Below are 1,040 nucleotides of genomic sequence, written 5' to 3'. Positions count from 1 at the left end.
TTGTAGCGACGCCTGCCATGTCGACACAGCAGAGCTTCACCTGCCCAGATGGCGTAGGCACCTACAATATTTTCCGAATGTATCATGAAGAGCTTGAGTCCTTAACCAAGCACTACCCTTCAATTAAGCGTGCGCAATTTTGGATGAGTTTTGGCGATAGCTATCTCAAACACCTAGAGGTCTTAGGGAATGTTGGGATGACAGGAATTGAGCCGATTGAATTCCAAGGCCAGGAAATTGTACCTATCCAGTTTCTGAAAGCCTTGCTACCAGACCCGTCTACTCTAGGCCCTCGCACTAAGGGTAAAACCTGCATCGGTTGTGTGGTCCGTGGCCTTAAAGATGGCAAAGAGAAAACAGTTTATTTGTACAACGTCAAAGATCATCAAGACTGCTACCAAGAGGTTCAATCTCAAGCGATCTCGTATACCACAGGAGTTCCAGCGATGATTGGTGCGAAAATGATGATCGAAGGCCATTGGATGAAGCCCGGTGTCTGGAATATGGAGCAGCTTGATCCAGACGCCTTTATGAGTGATATGAATGCCTATGGCTTATCGTGGAAAGTCATTGAAAACCCAGGGTTTGATTTGATCTAATGCTTAGTTCTATTTGCTTAGACGTTGGTAGGAAATAGGCATGGTTAAAGCAAAAACCTTTGAAGCGTTCGACCCAGCACGGGTGCCTTCTCCTTGCTTTGTCGTGGATGAAGTCGCAATAGAAAAGAACCTTAAAATACTGAACGAGGTACAGGAAAAGTCGGGCGCCAAAATATTATTGGCGCTTAAGGCTTTCTCTATGTTTAGCCTCGCGCCGCTTATCAACAAATACCTGGTAGGCACTTGTGCCAGTGGTTTGCACGAGGCACGTTTAGGCTATGAAGAGTTCGGTGGCAAAGACTTGGGTCAAGAGGTTCATACCTTTTCAGCCGCCTACACTGAGCATGACTTAGAAGAGATTATGGCAATCTCGAAACACGTCGTGTTCAACTCGTTCGGTCAGTGGGAGCGATTTAAAGAGAATGCCAAACGAGCCAAACA

Annotated in this window: 1 protein-coding gene and 1 pseudogene; both read left to right on the top strand. The window is 46.2% G+C overall.

The window, feature by feature from the left end; translation table 11 throughout:
• Nucleotides 1-599, top strand: a 599-nt coding sequence (locus tag A3735_RS24000; RefSeq protein ID WP_304440015.1) for a saccharopine dehydrogenase family protein, incomplete at its 5' end; no start/stop codon positions are given.
• A 40-nt stretch (nucleotides 600-639) separates the two neighbouring features.
• Nucleotides 640-1,040: pseudogene (locus A3735_RS23995) on the top strand (carboxynorspermidine decarboxylase); the annotation flags it as partial.

The sequence above is a fragment of the Oleiphilus sp. HI0061 genome (genome assembly GCF_001635675.1).
The sequence above is the reverse complement of the archived record's forward strand: the minus strand, read 5'-3'. Positions and strand labels throughout refer to the sequence as shown.